Here is a 15,089-nt window from a genome sequence, read left to right on the forward strand (position 1 = left end):
GCGATGAGTAGTTTGCCTCCGCCCAGCCACAACAGAGACGTGGCCAGCCCGCCGGCCCGTCCCGTCCAGCCCGATCCCGTAGCGCGGGAACGTGCTTCGGGGTTCACGCTGTGGATGACGGCGGCGCTGATAGCCGGCACCGCGGCGATAGTGCTAGTCGTCCTGGCCAGGATTCAGCCGTCGCTACCAGTGATGATGCCCAGCTACACCGGATGGCACGGCAGCTACTCGGACGTCGCAACATGGTTTGCCTGGGTCCTGGGTGACACCACCGAACCTGGCTACGCCCACTCCGCCCTGGCCGGTGCAATGATGCTGCTCGGCGGATACCTCGCCCAGCAGGCCTTCAAGTTGAGGAAGCGCTGGATGGGTTTCCCGGTCGCTTCCGGCACCGGACTCTTCGGCTGGGCTGTGGGCAGCGGTGCCTTGGGACTGATCCTGAGTAACGCGGCGTGGGGGTGGACGATCGCCGTGTCGGGCATGTGGCAGCCCACGTTCGTTCCCTTTGCGTCGGTGCCCCCGGCCGTCGTTCTGGTCTACGGGGGTAGACGCTCCGTAGCGCTGACCGGCGCGGTCCTCGGCGCCGCGCTGAGCACCCCTATCGCCCTGCTCGCGGTGAACTTTGGATGCCGCCCGCTCGGTCTTCCTCCCGTGGTCGGAGCCACCACCGGCATGGCGATCAGCGCTCTGATGACGTTCGCGCTCTGCCGACACTTGCCGTGGATGCGGGTACCCACGGTCGTTGTGCCGCGCTGCAGCGCGGGATCCCCGCACCACTTCGTCGACACCACTAGGCAGGGGCCGCTTTGGCTTTCGCGGCGGGTCCTGGCCGATTTCACCGATGCGCAGTTCATCGGTAACGAATGGGCCAGTGCCGGTTTGCTCGCCGGTACCGTGATCAGTTATCTCCTTAACCCCGCGATGGCAAGCAATGTCGGGGTTCTACTGCCCGAATTGTTGACGTCGCAGGCTCTAACCGCCGCAGTTGCCGTCGCTCTGTGGCATCGCCAGTGGGCGACCTACGGCTGGTATCCCACGTTCGTTCCGGTCGTGTCGATCGCTCCGGCAACGGTTCTCGCGTCGCACGGATCTGTGCAGGCGATCGTGGTGGGGGCTGTTCTTGGTGCGGTCATAGGGCCGCCATTCGCTGCGGCGGTAGCTCGACGGCTGCCTCCGGATTTTCACCCGTTCATCGGCAATGTCGTATCGATGGCGGTGTCGACCACGATGATCGTGACCACGCTTTCAGCCATACCCGGATTCGGCTGAGATCCGATCGATCATCGTTATGCCAAGCGCGTCAGCGCCCAAGACCGCTGCAGCCCAGCGAGACTAGATGCCCGGAAGTTCGCCGCCGTCGACGGTCAGGCTGGTTCCGGTGATCCACTGCGCCCTATCCGAGGCGAGGTAGGCGACGGCCTCGGCGATGTCTCGCGGGTCCCCGGGGCGACCCAGCGGGATGCCTGCGGTGGTGTCGCTCAGCGAGACGCCCATCGCGTCGGCGAAGTCCTGGCGAATCGTGTCGGCGCCCGGGGTGAGCACGTTTCCGGGCACGATCGTGGTCACCCGGATTCCGATCGGCGCGAGCTCGGTGGCCAGTGCTTTGCCGTAGGCGTTGAGCGCGGCCTTGGCGGCGCCGTAATGCGCCAACGGCGGTGCGGGAGTCAGGGCTGCTCCCGATGAGATGTTGACGATCACGCTGCCCGCCCCCGCCTCGCGCAGCGCGGGCAGCAGCGCATTGTTGACCCGGACGGCGGACAGATAGTTGAGGTCCAGGGCGTCGAGCCACTCCTCATCGGGGATCGTTGAGATGCCACCGACGTGAGCGCGTGCCGCCGCCGCGTTGTTGACCACGATGTCGACGCCGCCCAATGCATCGAGCGCTGCCGCGGCGAACGCGTGCACACCCTCGAGCGTGCTGATATCGCCCTGGACGAAGGTGGCGGCTTTCGGCGTCTCGTCGGTGGGGTTGCGCGCCGTGGTGACAACGGTCGCGCCACCGTCGAGCAGCCGTTGCACGATGGCCGCGCCGATACCGCGCGAACCTCCCGTGACGATCGCGCGCTTGCCGGAGAACTCAGAAGGGTCGATCGCGGGGGTTGTGAACATACGGTCCAACATAGAACTCGTCGCTGCGCGCCGATCAGTTCCTCGACGGTGCCAACGACTTCGACGGCCGCCACGCGAGCGCACCGACTACCAGGCCGACGAAGGGGATCGCGGCCAAGATGGTGCTCAGGGTGGCACTACCGCCGGTGACCAACGTGAAGTTCGACAGCACCAGCCACAGACTTCCCAGCAATCCGAGCACCGCGAGTGCCGGCGCCAGACGGGTGGTCCACAGTGGGCCGGTGGCGCGCCCGCGCAGGAAGAACGCCAATACCGCGATCGACGTGGTGAGCATCAGTACGACCATGCCGACTGTCGCGACGCCCGCCATCGAGCCGAAAACCCCGACCAGCGGATCGATTCCGAGGATCGCCAGCACCCCGACGATGATGGCGGCAGTGACGGTCTGCACCACCGACGAGAATGCCGGTGACTCGTGGTTGTCGTGTACGTCGGCGAGTCTGGCCGGGAGCAAACCCTTTCCGGCCAGCACGAACTGGTAGCGCGCGATCACGTTGTGGAAGGACAGCACGCAGGCGAACAGACTGGTCAACAACAGCACGTTGACGATGTCGCGCCCGATTGTCCCCAGCATGTCACCGGCGGTGTCCAGCAGCATATTGCCCTCTCCGGCAAGGGTTTTCTCCGCGGTGGCCGTCACCTGGTCGGGCCCGAGGGCGACGACGAACGCCCACACGGTGATGGCGTAGAACGCGCCGATGATGATGACCGCGGCGTAGGTGGCGAGCGGGATGGTGCGCTCGGGGTCTCGGGCCTCGTCGCGGAACACCGCGGTGGCTTCGAAACCGATGAATCCGGTGAGCGCGAACAGGACGGCGATGCCCAGCGTGCCGTGGGTGAACACGGCGGGATCGAACGAGCTCAACGTGATACCGGCCGGGCTGGGGTTGGCGACCATCACGATGTCCAGGATGACGACGATGCCGATTTCGAGTGCCAGTGCCACACCGAGCACCTTGGCGCTCAACTCGATGTGCCGGTAGCCGAGTACCGCGACGATCGCCAGGACGACGAACGAGTACACCGGCCACGGGATCACCGGCCCGTTGTAGTGCGTGACTGTGTCGTTGATGGCCCAGCCGATGTAGCCGTAGATGCCTACCTGGATCGCGGTGTAGGCGATCAACGCGACCACCGCGATGCCCTTGCCCATCCGTTCACCGAGTCCGACTGTCACATAAGAGAAGAACGCCCCGGCCTCGGGTACATACGGCGTCATGGTGACGAACCCGACGCTGAAAACCAAGAGCACCAGCGCGGCGATCACGAATCCCATCGGCGCACCCGCGCCGTTGCCCAGTCCCATCGCCAACGGCATGTTGCCGCCGATCACGGTCAGTGGTGCGGCCGCCGCGACGACCATGAACACGATGCCGATCGGTCCGAGGCGCCCGTTGAGGCGGCTCCCTTCGGCCTTGGTGGGTGTGGTCACGAGATCTCCTGAAGTGTTGGGGCAGTGGGGGACAGCGCATGGCGAAGTAGGTCGTGGTCCAGGGCGTGGACGGTGAAACCGTTGCGGCCGGTCATGGTGGTGGCGGCGACCATGGCGTTGACGATGGCCTCTTCCGTCGCCTCGATGGTCATGTCGAACAGGCGGGTCATCAGCTGGGGCGCCACCATCCGCAGCGGGATCTCCGGGCGTGAGGTCGCCGTATCCTCGTCCCACGCGTAGGGCGGGATGCCGCGGTTGCCGGTCGAGAACGCCAGCATCAGGTCCCCGCTGTACTGCTCGCCGCTGCCGCCGAGTCGACTGACGGCCAGCGCGGAACGCTGGGCCACCCGGGTGCACTGGTGGGGGAGCAATGGGGCGTCGGTGGCGACGATGACGATGATCGAGCCCGATCCGGGCTCGTAGCGGGAGGGAAGTTCGGGAAGCGGCACCTCCGTGGCGCCGATCCGCTCGCCGACCGGCGCACCGTTGATCCGAAGTCGTTCGCGTCGACCATGATTCGCCTGCACGAGGACTCCGACGGTGTAGCGCCCGGCCACGGTGTCGGTGACCCTCGAGGCGGTACCGATGCCGCCTTTGAAGCCGTGGCAGATCATGCCGGTGCCGCCGCCGACGTTGCCTTCGGCGGGTGGCTCACCGCTGGCACTGTCCAGCGCGGACCGCACGTGATCGGGACGTACGTGAAAGCCGTTGATGTCGTTGAGTAGTCCGTCGTAGGTCTCGCCTACCACGGGCAACGACCAGTACGCGCCCTCGCCGCGGGCGCGCACCTGCGCTGCCACGAGTTCGTCGCGAACCACGCCGACGCTGTGCGTGTTGGTCAGGCCGATGGCGGTGGTGAGCTCGCCGGACTCCCGGATCCATTCCAGGCCGGTCAGTTCGCCGCTGCCGTTGAGTCGGTGCGCGCCCGCGAACACCGGCTCGGTCCAAATGCGTTCGTGGGGGATGACAACTGTGACGCCGGTGCGCACGGTGTGCGGATCATCGGAGGTGATCGTGGTGTGCCCCACCTGGACGCCCGCGACGTCGGTGATCGCGTTGTGCGGCCCGGTGGGATGTTCCCCGATGGCTACGCCGAGGTCTCTGGCCCGCATTGGTCACGCTCACTTCACCGATAGTTTTTTTCCTGATTGGAAAAGAACTATGCGCCGGTGTGACGCAGCACGCAAGAGGAAGTGCAAAATGGGGTGGATCCATCCAGCCCGACGACAGGAGTGGCGCAGGTATGGCACGGCCGAACCGGCAGGTCGAACGGCGCGGCGACATCATGGATGCCGCCATCGCGCTGATCGAACGCCATGACCTGGCCACCCTGAAGCTCTCCGACGTCGCCGCAGAGCTTGGCCTGACCACCAACGCGGTGCGGTATTACTTCAAGGACATGACGCAACTGCTGTCGGAGCTGGCCTTGCGCTCCGACGTCCGGTTCTACGATGACCGGCTGCGGTTGCGCACCGAGAGTGACGATCCCTGTCGTCAGCTCGCCCAGACGATCGCCGCGGGGCTGCCCGCCGGTCCAGAAGATGCCGAGTGGCGCGCCATCTGGCGGGCCGTACTGGCGGCCGGATTCGATCTCGACACCCGTCGCGACGTGCAGGGGATCTACCACCGCCAGGTCGGTCTCTACGCCGATCTGCTGGATGCGGGCGCCCGGTCGGGGGCGTTCCGCCTCAGCGACTCGGCCCGCGACATCGCGATGACGCTGATGTCCATGGAGGACTACTTCGGTTACCGCATCGTCGCGCGGGATCCAGAGATCAACCGCGCCACAGCGTTTCGGCTGATGCGGCGGTACGCCGAACTCGCCACCGACGCGTCGATCCCGCAGCTGGACTGAGAACCTCAGCCCGCCAGGTTGAATCGGCCCTGGCTGCCGTAGATCGCCAGCGAGATCAGCAACGTCACGGACACCAGAACCACCAGTGAGGTCCGGACCGCATCGCCCGTCGCGACGCCGACGCCCGAGGGTCCGCCGGATGCGTAGTAGCCAAAGTAGGTGTGGATCAACAGGATTGCCATCGCCATCAGGATGGCTTGGGCGAACGACCACATCAGGTCTATCGGGCTCAGGAACGTCGAGAAGTAGTGCTGGTAGAGGCCCGCCGACTGTCCCAGCAGTGCGACGGTGGTGAATTGGCTGGCGAGGAACGACAGGATCACCGCGACCGCATACAGTGGCGCGATCGACACCATTCCCGCGACGATCCTGGTACTGACCAGGAACACCAGCGACGGAATCGCCATCGCTTCAAGGGCATCGATCTCCTGGTTGACGCGCATCGCCCCCAGTTGGGCGGTGACGCCCGCGCCGAAGGTGGCGGCCAAACCGATCCCCGCCACGACGGGTGCCGAGATGCGTACGTTGATGAATGCCGCCAGGAAACCGGTGAGCGCTTCGATGCCGATGTTGCCCAGCGAGCTGTATCCCTGGACCGCCAGCGTGCCGCCGGTGGCGACGGTGAGAAAACCGACGACCACCAAGGTGCCGCCGATCATCGCCAGGACGCCCGCGCCCATGCTGATTTCGGCGATCAGGCGAACGATCTCGATGCGGTACGAGCGCACTGCGGTCGGAATGCCCGCGATCGCTTTGGCGTAGAACAGCGCCTGATCGCCGATCCGGCCGAGGATGAACCACGGGCGCTCCAACGCGCGGGTCAGCCGGGGAAAGACGGCCCTATGGGTCATATACGTTCCGCATCACCTGTCCAACGTCCGCGCGGTAGCGGCGTGACCGTAGGGCCGTTCGTCCCGGTTATCGACGTCCAAAGGCTTCATTCGGCTGGGACTGGTGCTTTGAGCTGGCGATTTCATCGCGGATGCTGGTTGGGTGAGCACACCCGAACCCTTCAGCGCGGATGGTGTCGACGGGATCCGCATTGCGGCCGACCGCATCGGCGAGCCGGATGCGCCTGCGGTCGTTTTTCTGCACGGTGGTGGCCAGACCCGTCGATCCTGGGGCCGGGCAGCCGCAGCGGTGGCCGCCCGCGGCTGGCAGGCGGTCACTGTCGACCTGCGTGGCCACGGCGAGTCCGACTGGTCGCCCGACGGTGACTACCGGGTGGTCAGCTTCGCCGGGGATGTGCTGGAACTCCTGCGGCGGCTGCCGCCGCGCCCGGTGCTCGTCGGCGCATCTCTGGGTGGGTTCACCGGCATGCTGCTCGCCGGTGAGATTGCCCCCGAGGCGTTGCGCGCCCTCGTTCTCGTCGACATCGTCCCGAACATGGACCCGTCGGGCGCTTCGCGGATCCACCAATTCATGTACGACCGCATGGAATCCGGTTTCGCATCGCTCGACGAGGTGGCCGACATGATTCAGGAGTACAACCCGCACCGCCGCCGCCCGGACGACCTCGACGGCCTTCGCGCGAATCTGCGTCACCGCGACGGCCGCTGGTACTGGCACTGGGATCCGAAATTCATCGACGGCAGCGCGTCGCGCCCGCCCATCGAGGTGACCGACGTCGATCGCATCAACGCCGCGGTCGCAACGATCCTGGCGGCCGGCACCCCGATGCTGCTGGTGCGCGGCCAGATGAGCGATCTCGTCACGCAGGAACGCGCCGACGAATTCCTCGCGCGTTTCCCGCAGATCGAGTTCGTCGACGTCGCCGGCGCCGGCCACATGGTGGCCGGCGATCGCAACGACCTGTTCGCCGATGCGGTCGTCCAATTCCTGGGGAAATACGCCGTCGACCGGTGAACGTGGTGTGAACCGGGGGAGAACTGTCCCATCGGTGCTGGCGCCGGTCGGGGCTAACCGAGAGACTGAGCGCTGTGACCGCTACGTCGCTGTTGAACTCGATCCTGAACTGGCTGCGGGCCGGTTACCCCAACGGGGTGCCTGGTCCTGACCGGGTCCCGCTACTGGCCTTGTTGCGCTCGACCCCGCTGACCGAAGAGCAGATCAAAGAGGTCGTCGCCAACATCACCGCCAAGGACTCGGCCGCTCTCGAGGGCGGCATCGACGAGGACGAGATCGCGGCATTTATCAAGGACGTCAGTCACCACGATGCCGGGCCGGACAACGTCAAGCGGGTCGCGGCCACACTGGCCGCGGCCGGTTGGCCGCTGGCCGGTGTGTCCGAGGACCCCGCCAGCGAGTGATCGCTATGCGGTCCGCAGCGATTCGGTGTCGATCACGAAGCGGTACCGCACGTCGCTGACGAGCACGCGCTCGTAGGCCTCGTTGATGTAATCCGGCTGGATCAGCTCGATTTCGGGCTCGATGCCCTTCTCGGCGCAGAAGTCCAGCATCTCCTGGGTCTCCGGGATGCCGCCGATCATCGAACCCGACAGGTGGCGCCGCATGCTGACCAGCGGCTGCGCCGGGACCACCATCGGCTGCTCGGGCATGCCCAGCTCGACCAGCGTGCCATCGACCCGCAGGGTGCTCAGGTAGGCGCTCAGATCGAGGTTGGCCGACACGGTGTTCAGGATCAGGTCGAAAGAGTTGCGCAGCTTTTTGAACGTCTCGGGATCGCTGGTCGCGTAGTACTCACCGGCTCCCAGGCGCAGGCCGTCTTCCATCTTCTTCAGCGACTGCGACAACACCGTCACCTCGGCACCCATCGCGACACCGAGCTTGACGCCCATGTGTCCGAGGCCACCGAGGCCGACGACCGCAATTCGCTTGCCCGGACCGGCATTCCAGTGCCGCAGCGGGGAGAAGGTGGTGATGCCGGCGCACATCAGCGGCGCGGCGGCCTCCAGCGACAGCGAATCGGGGATGCGCAGCACGTAGTTCTCGTCGACCACGATGTTGCCGCTGTAGCCACCGGCGGTGGGCTGGCCGTCGCGGCCCACCGAGCCGTAGGTGCCGACCATGCCTGAACCGGTGCAGTACTGCTGCAGGCCGGCCTTACAGCTGTCGCATTCGCGGCAGGAGTCGACGAAGCAGCCGACGCCGACCCGGTCACCGACCTTGTACTTGGTCACATCCGAGCCGACTTCGGTTACGACACCGGCGATTTCGTGTCCGGGTACCAGCGGGTAACGGACGCCGCCCCATTCACCGCGCACCGTGTGGATGTCGGAGTGACAGATCCCGGCGAAGTGGATGTCGAATTTGACGTCATTCGGGCCGACCTCGCGGCGGGTGACGGTCGTCTTGGTCAGGGGCTCGGTTGCCGACGTGGCGGCATACGCGGTAACTGTGCTCATCGTGTCCTCTTTGATCGCGTTTCGGGCAGCACTGAGTGATTCAGCGTTTTGAGTGCAAGTTGGGTCGCAACGTTGCGACCAACAGACATAACCCGGCAGGGCGGGTGCCTAATCCCGACGTGACGAGGTTTACAGCCCGGGTGCGCGAACCCCGCCGTTAAAAGATAACCGCTGATAGCTGACCACGCCCGCCAGCGTGTACGGGTCGCGGTCGATGATGCTCTGGGCATCCTCGGTGCTGATATCCGCGGTGATCAGGACGCCACCGGTACCTGTGTCCAGTCGCCCGGCGAGCAGCAGACGCCCGGCCTCGATTTCGTCGTTCAGGAACGCCAGATGGGCCGGCCGGGTCTGGTCGACAACGTCGAGCGGCTTCTCATAGGTGATCGTCAGCACGTGGAACACGGGTGTGAACTTACCGCCTACGGCTAGTTGATCGGTGCGTTGAGCCAGCGCAGGTCGTCGAGGATGCCGCGTGCGGCGACCAGGCCCTGGCCGGTCTGCCAGACCTCGTTGTTGACGACGAAGACGCGGTTGTCTCGGTTGGCTGACAGCTTTCGCCACGGCGCGCTGTCGAGGACGGCCGGCGCCCGATCCTTGGCGGCCGGCGAAGAGAAGGACAGGTAGACGATGTCGCCGTCGGCAGCGGAGAGGTCCGGGGAACGGTTCAGATCGGCGTCCGAAATGCCGATCTCGATGTATGGCTTGTCGGTAAACCGTTGCGCTGCAGGACGATCCACTCCCACATCCGCCAACACCGACGCCGGGAAATTCGCCGCGCCGTACACCCGGATCGTGGCGTCGGTGAACTGGACGATGGAGGCCTGGAAGTGCGGGGCGTCGTTGGCCATGCCCTTCTGCTTGGCCTGCTCGATGAACCCGCCGATCAGATCGGCCGCGGCCTGGGCTCGTCCGGTCGCCGCGCCGACGGTGCGCACGTTGTCCTGCCACCGGGCGCCGGGGGCGTCGGCGAACACCGTCGGGGCGATCGCGGTCAGCTCCGGCATGGATTGCGGCGCCAACTCCTGGGAGCCGAGGATCAGGTCCGGTTTGGCGGCCGCGATCGCGGTGAGGTCCGGTGCGCTGCGGGTGCCGGCTGCGGGCAGGTTGTGGATGACGGTGCCCAGATACGACGGCTGGCTGGTGGACCCGTCGGGTAGGGCGGCTGCCACGATCCGCGTCTGCAGCCCCAGCGCGCACAGTGCGTCGAGCTCGTCACCGGAGAGCACCACGATGCGTTGCGGGTCGGGCGCGGCGGGGTCGAGGCGGGCCGGCTCGGGTGCACACGATTCGTCGGGCCGGCGCTGATTGCCGAGCACGCCCGCGCTCGCGATTTTCGTGGTGCTGGTGACCAGGGATGTCGCGCCCGGGGGCGCGGTCTTCGGCGGAGTTGTGGAGCAACCGCTTGCGACGGTCATGGCGACCGCGGCCAGCGCCGCCCCGGCGGCCATCACGACACCCGCACGCCCACCACCGATCAGCACGACGCCGACCGTAACATCCGCCTGTTGTAGGGTCGCTGAGCTGCGGTTGAAGGTGTATCGGTGACAAATACGACAGAATGTAGGACCCACAGCCCATTGGCGGCGGCGGGCGGCTAGGATCAACTACACGTTCTCGGCGCGCTAACGATTTTTGGAGGACAGTTGACTGCCGTTGTGCCTTCGCGGGGGGAACTCGAGGCGACTCGACCCGCACCTGCACGGATGGGTCCCAAGGGCAACCTGATCTACAAGCTGGTCACGACGACCGATCACAAGTTGATCGGCATCATGTACTGCGTCGCCTGCTTCATCTTCTTCTTCATGGGTGGCTTGATGGCGCTGTTCATTCGCGCCGAGCTGGCTGTGCCGGGGCTGCAGTTCCTGTCGAATGAGCAGTACAACCAGCTGTTCACCATGCATGGCACGGCGATGCTGCTGTTCTACGCGACTCCGATCGTGTTCGGGTTCGCCAACCTGGTGTTGCCGCTGCAGATCGGCGCTCCCGACGTGGCGTTCCCGCGTTTGAACGCGCTGTCGTTCTGGCTGTTCGTCTTCGGCGCGATGATCGCGCTGGCCGGCTTCATCACCCCCGGTGGTGCCGCCGACTTCGGCTGGACCGCCTACACCCCGCTCTCGGACGCCATGCACAGCCCGGGCGCCGGCGGTGACCTGTGGATTCTCGGCCTGGCCGTCGGTGGTCTGGGCACCATCCTCGGCGCGGTCAACATGATCACGACCGTGGTCTGCATGCGTGCCCCCGGCATGACCATGTTCCGGATGCCGATCTTCACCTGGAACATCTTCGTCACGTCGATCCTGGTGCTGGTGGCGTTCCCGCTGCTGACCGCCGCGCTGTTCGGCCTGGCCGCCGACCGCCATCTGGGTGCGCACATCTATGACCCCGCCAACGGCGGAACGATGCTGTTCCAGCACCTGTTCTGGTTCTTCGGTCACCCCGAGGTGTACATCATCGCGCTGCCGTTCTTCGGCATCGTCTCGGAGATCTTCCCGGTCTTCTCCCGCAAGCCGATCTTCGGTTACACCACCCTGATCTACGCGACGATCAGCATCGCGGCGCTGTCGGTGGCGGTGTGGGCGCACCACATGTACGTCACCGGAGCGGTCCTGCTGCCGTTCTTCTCGTTCATGACGTTCCTGATCGCGGTGCCCACCGGCATCAAGTTCTTCAACTGGATCGGCACGATGTGGAAGGGCCGGCTCACGTTCGAGACGCCGATGCTGTTCTCCATCGGCTTCCTGGTGACGTTCCTGCTCGGTGGCCTGTCCGGTGTGCTGCTGGCCAGCCCGCCGCTGGACTTCCACGTCAGCGACAGCTACTTCGTGATCGCGCACTTCCACTACGTGCTGTTCGGCACCATCGTGTTCGCGACCTACGCCGGGATCTACTTCTGGTTCCCGAAGATGACCGGTCGCCTGCTCGACGAGCGCCTCGGCAAGGTGCACTTCTGGCTGACCTTCATCGGCTTCCACACCACGTTCCTGGTGCAGCACTGGCTCGGTGACGAGGGCATGCCCCGCCGTTACGCCGACTACCTGCCCTCGGACGGATTCGAGACGCTGAACATCGTGTCGACCATCGGCGCGTTCATCCTCGGTGTGTCGGTGCTGCCGTTCGTGTGGAACATCTTCAAGAGCTGGCGCTACGGCGAGGTCGTCACCGTCGACGATCCGTGGGGCTACGGCAACTCCTTGGAGTGGGCCACGTCGTGCCCGCCGCCGCGGCACAACTTCAGCGAGCTGCCCCGGATCCGTTCGGAGCGTCCGGCATTCGAGCTGCACTACCCGCACATGATCGAACGGATGCGTGCCGAGGCGCACGTCGGGCGAGCACACGGCCCCGACGACGGCGACGTGACGCGCCTCGACGGCGAGCACGTCCGCACCTAACTCGGGATTCGCAACCCTCCGGGTATGACCATGTCCAAGGTGTCGGTGCTGATCACCGTCACCGGTGTCGACCAGCCTGGCGTCACCTCTGCATTGTTCGAAGTGTTGGCCCGCCACGCGGTGGATCTGCTCAACGTCGAGCAGGTGGTGATCCGCGGGCGGTTGACGCTCGGTGTGCTGGTTTCCGGTGAGGCCAATGTGGCCGACGGTGCACAGCTGCGCGATGACGTCACCACCGCGATTCATCGGGTCGGGCTGGACGTCACGATCGAACGCAGTGACGACTCGCCGATCATCCGCGAGCCGTCCACCCACACCATCGTCGTTCTCGGGCGGCCGATCACGGCGGCGGCCTTCGGTGTGGTTGCTCGCGAGGCCGCGGCGCTCGGGGTCAACATCGACTTCATCCGCGGCGTCTCCGACTACCCGGTGACCGGTCTGGAGCTGCGGGTGTCGGTTCCCGTCGGTGTCGGTGGCGATCTGCGCACGCTACTGGCGCGGGTGGCGGCCGAGCAGGGCTTGGACATCGCCGTCGAGAACTACAGCCTGGAACGACGGGCCAAGCGGCTCATCGTGTTCGACGTGGACTCCACGCTCATCCAGGGTGAGGTCATCGAGATGCTGGCCGCCCATGCCGGCGCCGAGGAAGCGGTCGCCGCCGTCACCGAGGCGGCCATGCGGGGCGAACTGGACTTCGCCGAGTCACTGCACCGCCGGGTCGAGACCTTGGCCGGGCTGCCCGCCGAGGTGCTCGACGAGGTCGCCGATCAGATCGAACTGACCCCCGGCGCGCGCACCACGATTCGGACCCTGCGGCGGTTGGGCTTTCACTGCGGGGTGGTCTCCGGCGGCTTCCGCCAGGTGATCGACCCGTTGGCCCACGACCTGATGCTCGACTTCGTGGCGGCCAACGAACTGGAGATCGTCGACGGCAAGCTGACCGGACGCGTCGTCGGCGAGGTCGTCGATCGCGCCGGAAAAGCCAAGGCGCTGCGCGACTTTGCGCGCCAGGTCGGTGTCCCGATGGAGCAGACCGTGGCCGTCGGCGACGGGGCCAACGACATCGACATGCTGGCCGCCGCCGGGCTCGGGGTGGCCTTCAACGCCAAGCCCGCGCTGCGGGCGGTGGCCGACACGTCGCTGAGCCATCCTTACCTGGACACCGTGCTGTTCATCCTCGGTATCACCCGCGCCGAAATCGAGGCGGCCGACGCCGTCGACGGCGTGCTGCGCCGGGTGGAGATCCCGCCGGAGTAGTGCTAGATCACCACGGCCGTCGACTCGACCGTGGCCGATCCGGTGATGCTGCGCCACGCCCGGCCGAGCAGTTCGATGGCCTCGGTCAGCTCATCCTCGGGCAGAGCGAACGGAATCCGGACAAAGCGCTCCAACGTGCCGTCGACCCCGAAGCGGGGGCCGGGAGGCAACTCGACGCCGAGCCGGGAGGCCGAGGCGCACATCGCCGAACTCACCGGCGCGGGCAGCTGCACCCACAGCGACATGCCGCCGGTGCCGGGCAGCGGGCGCCATTCCGGCAGGTGTTGCTCCAGAAGGTCGAGGAGCAGCGCCCGTCGCCCCCGCAGGATCTCGCGGCGCTCGGGCAGCACCTCGTCGGCCCGATGCGTGAGAAGTCTTGCCGCAGCAAGCTGTTCGATCACCGAGGTACCCAGATCGATCGACGGGCGGACCGCGCGGATGGTGGCGAGCACGCTCGGTTCGGCGCGGATCCAGCCGATGCGCATCCCGCCCCAGAATGACTTCGACATCGAGCCGATCGTGATCATCAGGTCGGTGCGCGTCCTCATCGATGCGGCAACCGGCGGCGGCATCGGCTCGTCGATCCAGACGTCGGTGAGGGTCTCGTCGATCACTGTGCGGGTGCGGGTCTCGGCGACGATGTCGCAAATTCGCTTGCGGTCAGCGGGTGGCATCGAGAACCCTGTCGGATTGTGATTGTCGGGTACCAGATAGGCCAGAGTCGGGGCGAGTTGTCGCACGGCGGCGTGTACGGCGTCGAGTTCCCAACCCTCCCTTGTCATCGCCACCGGCACCGGCCGCGCGCCCGCGGTCGCGATCGCGCTGAGCACACCGTGATAGGTGGGCTGCTCCACGAGTACGCGATCACCGGGCTGAACGTAGGTCGTCAGGATCAAAGCGATCGCGTGCTGCGCGCCGCTGGTGACCATGATCTGGTCGGGTTCGGTGGGAAGCCCTCTGGCGCAATAACGTTCGGCGATCGCGCGACGGAAGGGCAAGATCCCGCGCATGTCGTGACCGGTCAGCTGCAGATAGCCGGCGGATTCGCGGGCGGCCTCGGCGAACGCCTCCTGCACCGCGCTGGCCGGGGCGGCCAGAGCGGCCGCCGCCAGGTTGATGGCGGCTGGTGTCGGACTCGGCACGCTGACCGGGGTGTGGGGGAGCGCAACCGTGCTGCGGGCGCCGCGCCGGGCGTGCAGATAGCCGCTGTCGCCCAGTTCTGCATACGCGGCGGTGACGGTGGTTCGGGACACTCGCAGCGCTTCGGCGAGCACGCGTTCGCTGGGCAGCCGCGAACCGACCGGCAGCCGGCCGTCGACGATCAGCATCCGCAGCCCGTCGGCCAAGGCCTGGTAGGTGGGGCCACTTTTGCTGGAGGTCCGCCAGTTGCCCAGTTCCCGGACCAGAAGGTCCGGATCGAGGGTTCTGGCCGTCATAGTCGTCGCCATTTGCAAGCCAGTATGAGTCAACTGGCTATTGAAGGGCAAGCCAGTCAGTCGGAATCATGGTCCGCATGAGTACCTGGTTCTCCCGAGTGGCCTCCCGCCTCGCGACCCTGCTCGACCCCGGCCACGGCCCCTGGAATCCGTCCTCGACCGGATGGGATGACGTCGACGCCGACGCGCGCCGGATGCGAGCGGATCTCGACGCCCTGCGCGTGCGGTTCTCCGACCACCGGTGAGCGCAGCGCTGCGCGG

The 15,089-nt window shown here is 66.4% G+C and carries 15 protein-coding genes; 7 read left to right on the forward strand and 8 right to left on the reverse strand.

The features are described 5' to 3' along the window. The first annotated feature begins 3 nt into the window (after window positions 1-3). Window positions 4-1,269, forward strand: a complete 1,266-nt coding sequence (locus G6N32_RS08425) for a hypothetical protein (protein ID WP_147292003.1) — start codon at window positions 4-6, stop codon at window positions 1,267-1,269. Between the two features lie 63 nt (window positions 1,270-1,332). Here the strand turns inward: G6N32_RS08425 and G6N32_RS08430 are convergent, their stop codons facing one another. Genes G6N32_RS08430 through G6N32_RS08440 form a run of 3 tightly spaced genes read right to left on the reverse strand, consistent with a single transcriptional unit; the run spans window position 1,333 to window position 4,674 of the window. Then, window positions 1,333-2,109: an SDR family oxidoreductase gene (locus tag G6N32_RS08430; RefSeq protein ID WP_115321013.1), complete on the reverse strand. Its 777-nt coding sequence runs from the start codon at window positions 2,107-2,109 to the stop codon at window positions 1,333-1,335. A 34-nt stretch (window positions 2,110-2,143) separates the two neighbouring features. Further along, entirely contained in the window at window positions 2,144-3,562 is a 1,419-nt protein-coding gene (locus G6N32_RS08435; protein WP_172507272.1) for an APC family permease, read from the reverse strand. Then, window positions 3,559-4,674, reverse strand: coding sequence for a DmpA family aminopeptidase (locus G6N32_RS08440; RefSeq protein ID WP_115319209.1), 1,116 nt, complete (start codon window positions 4,672-4,674; stop codon window positions 3,559-3,561). The genes G6N32_RS08435 and G6N32_RS08440 overlap by 4 nt, the downstream gene beginning before the upstream one ends. Window positions 4,675-4,805: 131 nt before the next feature. Here G6N32_RS08440 and G6N32_RS08445 point away from each other — a divergent pair, with 131 nt between their 5' ends. Next, a complete protein-coding gene (locus tag G6N32_RS08445) occupies window positions 4,806-5,417 on the forward strand; it encodes a TetR/AcrR family transcriptional regulator (RefSeq protein WP_115319210.1) in 612 nt (203 codons plus the stop codon). Window positions 5,418-5,422: 5 nt separating this feature from the next. On the opposite strand, the gene G6N32_RS08450 is transcribed toward G6N32_RS08445, so the two are convergent. Then, window positions 5,423-6,268 (reverse strand): ABC transporter permease, encoded by an 846-nt coding sequence (locus G6N32_RS08450; RefSeq protein WP_115319211.1) that lies wholly within the window; start codon window positions 6,266-6,268, stop codon window positions 5,423-5,425. A gap of 142 nt (window positions 6,269-6,410) precedes the next feature. Between G6N32_RS08450 and G6N32_RS08455 the strand changes: the two genes are divergently transcribed. Together G6N32_RS08455 and G6N32_RS08460 are read left to right on the forward strand one after the other, a co-directional pair. Beyond that, entirely contained in the window at window positions 6,411-7,283 is an 873-nt protein-coding gene (locus G6N32_RS08455) for an alpha/beta fold hydrolase (protein ID WP_115319212.1), read from the forward strand. Between the two features lie 74 nt (window positions 7,284-7,357). Then, window positions 7,358-7,687 carry a DUF3349 domain-containing protein gene (locus G6N32_RS08460; RefSeq protein WP_115319213.1) on the forward strand — a complete coding sequence of 110 codons (330 nt, stop codon included), beginning with the start codon at window positions 7,358-7,360 and terminating at the stop codon, window positions 7,685-7,687. Between the two features lie 3 nt (window positions 7,688-7,690). Here the strand turns inward: G6N32_RS08460 and G6N32_RS08465 are convergent, their stop codons facing one another. From G6N32_RS08465 to G6N32_RS08475, 3 genes are all read right to left on the reverse strand, one after another. After that, entirely contained in the window at window positions 7,691-8,743 is a 1,053-nt protein-coding gene (locus tag G6N32_RS08465) for an NAD(P)-dependent alcohol dehydrogenase (protein ID WP_115319214.1), read from the reverse strand. Between the two features lie 129 nt (window positions 8,744-8,872). Then, window positions 8,873-9,148: a YciI family protein gene (locus G6N32_RS08470; RefSeq protein ID WP_115319215.1), complete on the reverse strand. Its 276-nt coding sequence runs from the start codon at window positions 9,146-9,148 to the stop codon at window positions 8,873-8,875. Window positions 9,149-9,171: 23 nt separating this feature from the next. Then, complete coding sequence (locus G6N32_RS08475) at window positions 9,172-10,227, reverse strand: iron-siderophore ABC transporter substrate-binding protein (RefSeq protein WP_232077575.1); 1,056 nt, start codon at window positions 10,225-10,227, stop codon at window positions 9,172-9,174. 222 nt (window positions 10,228-10,449) lie between these two features. Here G6N32_RS08475 and ctaD point away from each other — a divergent pair, with 222 nt between their 5' ends. Further along, a complete protein-coding gene (gene ctaD / locus G6N32_RS08480; protein WP_115319216.1) occupies window positions 10,450-12,135 on the forward strand; it encodes an aa3-type cytochrome oxidase subunit I in 1,686 nt (561 codons plus the stop codon). 24 nt (window positions 12,136-12,159) lie between these two features. Continuing rightward, window positions 12,160-13,392 (forward strand): phosphoserine phosphatase SerB, encoded by a 1,233-nt coding sequence (serB, locus tag G6N32_RS08485; protein WP_115319217.1) that lies wholly within the window; start codon window positions 12,160-12,162, stop codon window positions 13,390-13,392. A gap of 2 nt (window positions 13,393-13,394) precedes the next feature. Here serB and yczR read toward each other — a convergent pair whose 3' ends face one another. Continuing rightward, window positions 13,395-14,840, reverse strand: coding sequence for a MocR-like transcription factor YczR (gene yczR, locus G6N32_RS08490; protein ID WP_115319218.1), 1,446 nt, complete (start codon window positions 14,838-14,840; stop codon window positions 13,395-13,397). Window positions 14,841-14,905: 65 nt separating this feature from the next. Here yczR and G6N32_RS08495 point away from each other — a divergent pair, with 65 nt between their 5' ends. Beyond that, entirely contained in the window at window positions 14,906-15,073 is a 168-nt protein-coding gene (locus tag G6N32_RS08495) for a hypothetical protein (protein ID WP_096310941.1), read from the forward strand. Window positions 15,074-15,089 lie beyond the last annotated feature (16 nt).

This window comes from Mycolicibacterium aichiense (assembly GCF_010726245.1).
GTDB classification, from domain to species: Bacteria; Actinomycetota; Actinomycetes; order Mycobacteriales; family Mycobacteriaceae; genus Mycobacterium; species Mycobacterium aichiense.

Bases quoted from the DNA above. Each gene is read 5' to 3' on its own strand.
- ctaD (WP_115319216.1), top strand. From the start codon at position 10,450: ATGGGTCCCAAGGGCAACCTGATCTACAAGCTGGTCACGACGACCGAT.
- G6N32_RS08450 (WP_115319211.1), bottom strand. From the start codon at position 6,268: ATGACCCATAGGGCCGTCTTTCCCCGGCTGACCCGCGCGTTGGAGCGC.
- G6N32_RS08465 (WP_115319214.1), bottom strand. From the start codon at position 8,743: ATGAGCACAGTTACCGCGTATGCCGCCACGTCGGCAACCGAGCCCCTG.
- yczR (WP_115319218.1), bottom strand. From the start codon at position 14,840: ATGGCGACGACTATGACGGCCAGAACCCTCGATCCGGACCTTCTGGTC.
- serB (WP_115319217.1), top strand. From the start codon at position 12,160: ATGACCATGTCCAAGGTGTCGGTGCTGATCACCGTCACCGGTGTCGAC.
- G6N32_RS08430 (WP_115321013.1), bottom strand. From the start codon at position 2,109: ATGTTCACAACCCCCGCGATCGACCCTTCTGAGTTCTCCGGCAAGCGC.
- G6N32_RS08425 (WP_147292003.1), top strand. From the start codon at position 4: ATGAGTAGTTTGCCTCCGCCCAGCCACAACAGAGACGTGGCCAGCCCG.
- G6N32_RS08445 (WP_115319210.1), top strand. From the start codon at position 4,806: ATGGCACGGCCGAACCGGCAGGTCGAACGGCGCGGCGACATCATGGAT.
- G6N32_RS08440 (WP_115319209.1), bottom strand. From the start codon at position 4,674: ATGCGGGCCAGAGACCTCGGCGTAGCCATCGGGGAACATCCCACCGGG.
- G6N32_RS08495 (WP_096310941.1), top strand. From the start codon at position 14,906: ATGAGTACCTGGTTCTCCCGAGTGGCCTCCCGCCTCGCGACCCTGCTC.